Origin of the sequence: Halobacillus litoralis (assembly GCF_009856355.1) — a bacterium.
GTDB classification, from domain to species: Bacteria; Bacillota; Bacilli; order Bacillales; family Halobacillaceae; genus Halobacillus; species Halobacillus litoralis_B.
This window is the reverse complement of the sequence record NZ_WMEW01000002.1, coordinates 463,147-471,433: the sequence shown is the minus strand read 5'-3', so window position 1 is coordinate 471,433 and position 8,287 is coordinate 463,147. Positions and strand designations below refer to the sequence as shown.

Below are 8,287 nucleotides of genomic sequence, written 5' to 3'. Positions count from 1 at the left end.
TTAATGGATAGGGTGTTGATTAATTGTTTTATACTGTATTTCTCTAAATGTAAATAAAAGCGTAAGTTCGTGCTGTTAAAATGTGCATAATTAATATTTGTTATTAAATTAACTTTTTTTGGTTTAAAGGAGTATATCAAAATTAATAATGAAATTATTTCAAGTGTGATCATTCCAATAAAAAGAATTTCATCTGATTTACTAGTTGAGTCTATTATTTGATCTTTAAATCTAACAAGAGCTAATAAAGTAGCATTATTTAGAGTTAATAAAAAACCATTTTTAGCTTCTGCAAATTTTAACCACTCACGTGTATCTTCATAAACATCTTTTAAATATGTTTCTACACTCATTAATTGTTCTCCTTTATATATTCCCTGAATTTCTGCATAAACACTTATTCTAATGCTTTTCTTTATGCTCTTTAGATTTTTGAACCAAATATCGAAAATAATTTTCTAATTCTTTGATTTGTTCAGGATTCATCGATTTCCACTTTTCTAAATCAAAGAAAGCCATATCATCTACATCATACTTTCTAAGTAATTTATTTATTTCATAAATTGGATCAAAATCATCTGTATTATGTGTATTTGCCTTCAATGTACGACCGAGTAAATAGTCGACAGATACATCTAATGCATCTGCGAGAGTTACAAGCATATCATTAGATGGTGTACTATAGCCGTTTTCGTAGTTACTTATAGTACCTTTACTAGTATTCACTAGTTTGGCTAGTCCATCTTGAGTAAGCTTTTTATTCTTTCTAGCATATTTTAGTCTCTGAGATAGCATATTGTAGCCACCTTTACGTTATTAATGTACAAGTTAATTGTACCATTTATTACAATTCCGAGGTAAAAAGTACAAGATAGTTGTATTTTTCGTTGACATACAACTATCTTGGACATATAATATAAGTACAAGATATTCATACATGGAGGTGAATAAATGAGAAATGAAAGGTTGAAAACGAGTCGATTAGAGGCTGAATTGAATCAGACTCAACTTGCTGAAATTTTAGGATATAAAGGAAAACAAGCTGTAGCAAATTGGGAAAATGGACATTCCCTACCAACCTTGAGAGTGGCAATGATATTAGCAGACCTTTTTAAGAAAGACGTAAGCTATTTATTTGGCTTAAAAGTACAAGGTTTTCATACAAAAAATAACTCGAAAGAGAGGATCTAAATGAACAGACGAACCATGACCGTCATCGAGGTAGCAGATTATCTCGGTGTATGTAAAGACACTATCTACACGATGGTAAGAACAAATGAGATACCCCACTTTAGACTAAGGCGAAGGATTTTCTTTTCTAAAGAAACTATAGACGCTTGGATCAAAGAACAAGAAGAAGACCTTATGCAAGAGGTAGAGGCTATGTGATTTCTCAACTTTAGATTACCACCAGGGCAACTTAATAATGGTACCTCTTTAGGTACAAAAAGGAGAGCTATTAATGAAGAAAAGCAAAGCAGCTGGAGTGATGAAAGAAGCCAGGATAAAAACTAGTAAAACCCAGCAACAATTAGCTATAGATATGTTTCAATCAAGAGAGTATATATCTAAACAGGAATGTGGAAAAAGGAAGTTGCCTCCTGTAACCACTAAGTATTTTCTTGAGAAGTATAACAATCCTTGGTTAGCACTTGAAGCTGTTAATGAATATGTTGGGTGGGGGATCTCTCGCTTAGAGGGACCGGAAGTAGAAGGGGATAATTTTCTCTTACAACTTCTATTAGAGGAAGAACTACAGAAGGCTATTAATGTATTAGCTAATGTAAATTTAACTGCAAAATTACACGATAAGCACTCTATTAAGATTCATGACATACGGAAATCAGCTGAAATTATGACTGGTGTTATTAATTTCTCTACCCTGTATTTAGCTACTGTTTGTGAAAAATATGAAATCAATTGGCTAAAGCTTTGGAAGGATCATCACCAAACTCTATATTCTAAGAGATTATTAAATTAGGAGGTGAGGTTGTGCAGGGGTGGTTAAAGCTGCATCGTAAAATTCTTCATAGTGAAATTTTCGAAAATGAGAAGTTGTTAAAAGTGTTCATTTATTGTCTGACGAAGGCAAGCCATAAAAGTACAGAATCGAGAGTAGGGAGGCAAAAGGTTACTCTTAAACCTGGACAATTTATATTTGGCCGTAAAAAAGCTGCTTCTGAATTAAGTATGAATGAATCCACCGTTCGTGACTATATAAAAATACTTCAGGAAGACAGTGTCATTAGTATAAATACCACCAACAAATATAGTGTAATAACCGTTGAAAACTGGGGGATTTATCAATCTAACGATGAAGAATACGACAACAAAACAACAGCAGAAAAACAGCAGGACGACAACTCCTCGTCACCAGAGAGACAGCAGAAAGACACATACAAGAATGGCAGAGAACTTAAAGAAGTTAAGAATGTAAAAGAATTCATTACTACAACAACTTCTGAACGATTGGATTGTAACAGCATTCAATTTTACCAAAACAACTTTGGGGTTATACGTCCTCAAATCTCAGAAGAAATAGTGAAATGGGTTGAAGACCTTGGGGATCCATTAATTGTGGAGGCTATGAAGCGTTCCTTGGACCGAAATAAACCGACATGGGGCTACGTTAAGAGCATCCTTCAATCCTGGATAAATAAAGGGATACGAACAGTAGAACAGGCAAATGCCGAAGAAGTTGAATATAAGAACAAGCAGGCTAATAAAGCTCCGTATTCCAAACAATCACAAAGTCAGGAGGTATTACCGGAATGGTTTAAAAATCGTGAAGAACAAGAAAAGCATCATATAAATAAAAAACCTAGCATTGAAGATACAGCTCGAACCATTGAGTTATCGATAAAGCTAAAAAGATCGAGAGAGAACATTCTTGATTCTATTGATGATCGATATAACATTTCTGAAGAAGATATAGCTTCTATTCGGGAAGGGAAACGCTCAGCTATTGACGTCTTATTAGAACAATCGAATCTTAGTGTGGCGGGAGAACCATAATTGGGAGGTAAGAAAAGGTGAAATCAAATAAAAAGCACTTTGCTTATTATGACATTGCTTCACAAGCTGACAATGTAAAAACCTTTGAAGGAAAAAGATATGATGTGCGTGGTATTTGGGCGGTTGAGCGTCATGGTACTACTGAAAAGCTGGCCAGTATCTATTATCGAATTCGAACCGTAAAAGATGATCAATTCAGAACCATTGCTAAACGCAAAAATCCTATGAGCGAGCTGAAACCTGTCAAGTAAATATAACGACTTTAACACGTGCTTAAATAGCACACATTGAACATTGAAAACTATATATCTATGTTAGGAAATTGAAAGGTCATAGAACTTTTCTAACAGTCGATGACCGTTTGGTGCGTGTTACGTGAAACGCATCTTGTGACCGGGTAAGCGTTGTATCTATTATGGATTACTTATATAAAGTGAGGTATAAACTGATGAAGCTTTATGTAGTTTATCCTAGATACATAAAGTTCTTCGTATAGGCTAGAAACGATGTGCATTGTAGAAAAATAATCATTCTACATAGGGTTGATTGTATCTCGCCATAAACAATCATCAATAATAAAGATCTATCTTCCATAATGTGGATTTATATTTTAGTAGGTGTTAGAATCGTTATACAAATCACTTGAGAGGAGATTGATCTGATGGCAAAGTGTTGGATCGGTGGTTTGACTGGATTTGTTATGGTGCTAATCCTGGTTGGTTGCGGGTCACAAGGAGCCACAGGTCAAGTCGAGTCTTTATCACCAGAGGAACTAAGCGAATATATTGAAGGCAATGATGAAGCTTTTATATTACTTAATAATACAGAAGATAAAACAGAGCGAACAGATAATATTTCATTAGTAGAGAAAGAAATTAATGAAATTAGTGTAAAAGAAATTAATGCTAAGTCAGATGAAATGTTGGATAAGGATTTGAAACCTAGAGACTTAGGACTCAAGGATATTCAATTCGAGACTCTAGGTTTTTATGAAAATGGAATTTTGAAAAAGTATGTTTCTCTGAGGGATGTTGATTATTCCTCAACTGGTGAGAAAGAAGATGCATTAGAAAAATTCATAAAAAATAATTAATCGTGATAGAAGTGATCTTTTAATAGGTCGCTTCTTTTTTTATGAACGAAAACCTTGAAAGGGGGTGAATGTTAATGGGCGTTACTATTCGTGAACTTAAGCAATCAAAAGACTTAGTTCAGACGCTGCTAACCATCCAAGACATTTCTTACAATGAGTGGCTTCATGAAAAGCACCAAGACTACATTCAACAAAACCAAGATGTCGTTATGAAGTCATTGCTCCATTACAAAGGGATGGATGAAGAAAACAACAACAAAAATATTTAATAAGGGGAGATTTTAATGAAGTACTTTGCAGATCATTCCATGCTTGCTGCCATTAGTAATTTACAATCTACTGGGGCATCAATTTTAACCGCCATGCAGCTTTTGGGTATTATCTCGGCTGCCATTGCTTTTGGTATAGGAGCCTACCATCTTATATGGGGTGGAGTTAGAGGTCGGCAAAGCTCTATCGTGTGGTTCATTGGTGGTGCCGTTGGACTTGTCGTTCTAATGGGAGCTACAGCTATCGCTGAATACATTGACAGTCAGGTGATCTTTTAAAGGAGTGTAGGTTCATGAGGGTATTATTCACATCAAAAATGGAGGGTGAAATTTCGAGCTTTCACCCTTATTCCTTCCAGGAAATTGTCGTTCTAACAGCAAAATTGGATGCTAAATTAAAGAAGAAAAATGCCAAGCCAATTCTGCTAGATTTCATGATATTTAATGAAGAAGGAGACAAGCTGTACAACGGCTCATATGAAATGGGAGCAGAAGGAACATCAAATATTTATGACCATGTGTGTCAAAAGCTTTTAGAGTTACCCATGGAAAATAAAAATGAAGAAACAAAAAGGGATGTCTTTCTTCAACAATTAACTTCTAATACACCAACATCTTATCAAATTGATATGACAGGAGTATTGAAAGAAAAGGAAGGACAAAAATCGAGTTGGAAGCAACTTGGTAAGCGTGGCAAATTTTTTGTGAGTATGATCAGTACCACATTAGTGGTAGCCATAGTTACATCCATCACTCTTTTTATACTTCTAAGCAATCAAGGCAAAGATCTAAGAGCCACAACACAAGAGCTGGAAAAAACGGAGAATGTAAAAACGGCTTATGAAGGTTATTGGACAGGTCAGCAGAAAAAAGCTGTTGATCAGTTACAAGGAATGGAAACCTTAACGGAATCGGAGCGCAAAACATTGCTTCATTTTCTGGTGGAACTTAAAAAGTATGATCAAGCTTTGCAATATGTGGGCAAGAAAAACTCTTCTTCACTGGCTGAGCAAGTCATGAAAGTTCATGGTCTGGAAGAATTGATTTCCTTTCAAGAAGCTTATCCAAGTCCTTTGGGTGAATTTAAAATAGCTTTTCATAATGGGGAATACAAACAGGCGGTGGATATTCAAGATATGGCGATGTCTCCTGAACTGTATAAACAAAAGGGGATCGCTTATTTGAGGCTTGGTCAATTGGAAGATGCAAAAAAGATGGCCAGTGAAGCGAAAAATGATGAACTGAATAAAAAGATTAATGAGTATCAAGAAATTGAGGAACAGTTGACGAAGATAAACAGCCAAATAGAAACAGAGAAAAAGTCGGAAGATCAAAATCAATCTAAAATCGATTCGCTTAAGGAACAACAAGATGAGCTTGAGGGCCAAAAGAACAATATATAAGAGGGTGATTCATTTGAAATCAGTCATTGCTAAAAAACAGGTGCTTATTATCCTAAGCATCTGTTTTTTTATATCCATTATGCTGGTTAGTACTTTCGTATGGAATTTGGGATATGCCATGTGGTCAACCTTAAAGACTTTCCCAGAATTCAGTAAACCAATAGAAATTAAAGCTTCATTTTTGACAGATTTTCATATGCAAGAACAACCTCTCTACTATGGAATAGCGGCCTTAATCGGCTTAGTCGGTATAGCCAACATGATTTACAAACTTAGAAGTAACTTTAAACCCGTAGGCACGGACGAAAAAGGTTCCCAGAGATTTGCAACTAGGAAAGAAATCCAACAACAGTACAAGGCCATTCCTGATCGAAAACAACCATATAAAGGTCAAGGAGGACCTGTGTTGTCCAGAAAAGGGGACAAAGCTTTTATTGATCCGTCACCTGTCAATAATTTGATTATTGGTACGACAAGGAGTGGTAAGGGCCAAACCTATGTTATTCCAACCATAGATGCGTACTCTCGTGCTGAACATCAGCCCTCTTTAGTCATCAATGACCCAAAAGGGGAGTTATTTGCTTCTAGCCGGGAGACGCTCGAGAGAAGAGGGTATGAGGTTGAAGTTTTAAACTTAATGAATCCAATGCAAAGTATGAGCTTCAATTTGCTAGAGTTGGTTAAACAATCTTATAAGGATGGGGATTATTCTACAGCTCAAACGCTTTGCGAAACCATTACTCATATGCTTTACCACAATCCGAATGCTAAAGAACCTATGTGGGATGATTCAGCTAAATCACTTGTAAATGCTATGATCCTTGCGGTTACAGAGAAAAGCATAACCGAAGGGATGGAAGAAAAAATTACGATGTACACGGTCGCCAACATGCTCTCAGAGTTAGGGACCAGAAATGAAATGGATGAAGAGGGTCAAGAATACAATGCATTGGATCAATTTTTCCAAGAACTACCTCAATCACATGTAGCGAAAGGTCAATATGCAACGAGTAATTTTTCCAAAGGGAATACTCGATCAAGCATTTTTACGACAGCGATGAATGGGTTGACGAAGTTTACAATGAGTGAAACAGCTAAGATGACAGCAAAAAACTCTTTAGATTTAAAAAGAGTGGGCTTCGGTCAAAGTATTAAGGGGCGAGGTGATCCTTTTTCCAAAGTGATGATTTCATTCCCGGATGGATCCACTGAAGTCAATCAATCAGGTGAGAGTGGGACATGGACCATTAACTTTAAAACCTCATTAGAAGTCGGTGATCAATTAGTTATTTCTCAAAACTCGGCTCCTGGTACTTCAAAAGATAAGGAAGTTCAAAAGGATAGCTCGACGATTCGGGTTGACAAAGTAAATGAAGAAACGGGCAAGGTTTATTTTTCTTACACGTCCGCCAGCAACACTATGGAAGTGAAAGAAATTACTTACTCCACTAAGCCTATTGCAGTGTTTATGGTCACACCGGATTATGATACGTCCACTCATGCTATACCGTCTATTTTCGTTAGCCAATTGTATTATGTGTTATCAAAAAATGCAGCCATTGCCAAAGGACAAAAATGCTTACGAGAAGTGGTCTTTATGTTAGATGAGTTCGGAAATATGCCTGCAATAGCAGATATGGAAAATAAAATAACGGTATGTTTGGGAAGAAACATTCGTTTCCACTTAGTTGTTCAATCCTATGCTCAATTAAAAGACTTGTATGGAGAAGATGGACAAGCGACCATCCGAGGTAACTGCGGGAATGAAATTTATATATTGAGTGCTGACTATGATTCAGCTTCCTATTTTTCTTCTAAGTTAGGAAAGAAAACGTTAAATACTCAAACGCGGTCTGGATCTACTTTTTCCCTGGATAAGTCGAAAACGGAAAGTACGGAAGGAAGAGACCTTCTAACGGCCAATGAACTGCAGGAATTAGAGGAAGGAGATACGGTAGTACGCCGAGTATTATTACGACGTGATAAGAGAGGACGAAAAATTCGTGCCTTTCCTATTTATAATACAGGAAAGTACAGTATGAAATATGCTCACACGTATCTTAGTTCAGAATTCCGTCCAGGTAGATCCATTACGGAAGAAGAGATTTCGACCCCACACCGCCATGTTCATCCAGCAGACTTAGTTATTGATTTTCAAACTGGCTATTCTAATAAAGCACAGACAGATGAGGCGGTAGAGGATATGGAAAATCATTCTCAAAATGGACTATTCAGTGATTCAGAACAATCTACGGAATGGTGGAGGAAGGAAAAAGTCGGTGAGTTCTTCGATAAAAGCACATTCTCCCTAATCCATCAACAAGTTGCCCCTCATTTAGAACACAGTGAGGAGGAAATGAATGAGGAACCTATGGAAGCTTTTCTTTATAACTTAAAGCTTTTAGGTGATCATGAAGAAATTAACCGACAAGTGTATAGTCACATTCGCAAACAAATAGATAAGTTAATTGAAGAACAGGAAACACCAGTAGAGCAGGGATGAAAAA

Annotated in this window: 12 protein-coding genes; 10 read left to right on the top strand and 2 right to left on the bottom strand. The window is 36.3% G+C overall.

Annotation, left to right across the window (positions count from 1 at the left end; genetic code table 11):
- Together GLV97_RS06180 and GLV97_RS06175 are read right to left on the bottom strand one after the other, a co-directional pair.
- Positions 1 to 353, bottom strand: a 353-nt coding sequence (locus GLV97_RS06180) for a hypothetical protein (protein WP_202410584.1), incomplete at its 3' end; no start/stop codon positions are given.
- Positions 354 to 402: 49 nt separating this feature from the next.
- Positions 403 to 795, bottom strand: coding sequence for a helix-turn-helix domain-containing protein (locus GLV97_RS06175; protein WP_160889267.1), 393 nt, complete (start codon positions 793 to 795; stop codon positions 403 to 405).
- A 156-nt stretch (positions 796 to 951) separates the two neighbouring features.
- Here GLV97_RS06175 and GLV97_RS06170 point away from each other — a divergent pair, with 156 nt between their 5' ends.
- From GLV97_RS06170 to GLV97_RS06125, 10 genes are all read left to right on the top strand, one after another.
- Positions 952 to 1,191 (top strand): helix-turn-helix transcriptional regulator, encoded by a 240-nt coding sequence (locus GLV97_RS06170; protein ID WP_160889266.1) that lies wholly within the window; start codon positions 952 to 954, stop codon positions 1,189 to 1,191.
- On the top strand, positions 1,192 to 1,389 hold the full coding sequence (locus GLV97_RS06165) for a helix-turn-helix domain-containing protein (protein WP_160889265.1): 198 nt from the start codon (positions 1,192 to 1,194) through the stop codon (positions 1,387 to 1,389).
- A 73-nt stretch (positions 1,390 to 1,462) separates the two neighbouring features.
- Positions 1,463 to 1,981, top strand: coding sequence for an XRE family transcriptional regulator (locus GLV97_RS06160; RefSeq protein ID WP_237418577.1), 519 nt, complete (start codon positions 1,463 to 1,465; stop codon positions 1,979 to 1,981).
- 11 nt (positions 1,982 to 1,992) lie between these two features.
- Positions 1,993 to 3,015 (top strand): DnaD domain protein, encoded by a 1,023-nt coding sequence (locus tag GLV97_RS06155; protein ID WP_160889264.1) that lies wholly within the window; start codon positions 1,993 to 1,995, stop codon positions 3,013 to 3,015.
- Positions 3,016 to 3,032: 17 nt separating this feature from the next.
- Complete coding sequence (locus GLV97_RS06150) at positions 3,033 to 3,266, top strand: hypothetical protein (RefSeq protein ID WP_160889263.1); 234 nt, start codon at positions 3,033 to 3,035, stop codon at positions 3,264 to 3,266.
- Positions 3,267 to 3,676: 410 nt separating this feature from the next.
- Positions 3,677 to 4,108, top strand: coding sequence for a hypothetical protein (locus tag GLV97_RS06145; protein ID WP_160889262.1), 432 nt, complete (start codon positions 3,677 to 3,679; stop codon positions 4,106 to 4,108).
- Between the two features lie 74 nt (positions 4,109 to 4,182).
- Positions 4,183 to 4,377, top strand: coding sequence for a hypothetical protein (locus GLV97_RS06140; RefSeq protein WP_160889261.1), 195 nt, complete (start codon positions 4,183 to 4,185; stop codon positions 4,375 to 4,377).
- 15 nt (positions 4,378 to 4,392) lie between these two features.
- On the top strand, positions 4,393 to 4,656 hold the full coding sequence (locus GLV97_RS06135; protein ID WP_035541924.1) for a hypothetical protein: 264 nt from the start codon (positions 4,393 to 4,395) through the stop codon (positions 4,654 to 4,656).
- 14 nt (positions 4,657 to 4,670) lie between these two features.
- Positions 4,671 to 5,780, top strand: a complete 1,110-nt coding sequence (locus GLV97_RS06130) for a hypothetical protein (RefSeq protein ID WP_160889260.1) — start codon at positions 4,671 to 4,673, stop codon at positions 5,778 to 5,780.
- Positions 5,781 to 5,793: 13 nt separating this feature from the next.
- Positions 5,794 to 8,283 carry a VirD4-like conjugal transfer protein, CD1115 family gene (locus tag GLV97_RS06125; protein WP_160889259.1) on the top strand — a complete coding sequence of 830 codons (2,490 nt, stop codon included), beginning with the start codon at positions 5,794 to 5,796 and terminating at the stop codon, positions 8,281 to 8,283.
- The last annotated feature ends 4 nt before the right edge of the window (positions 8,284 to 8,287 follow it).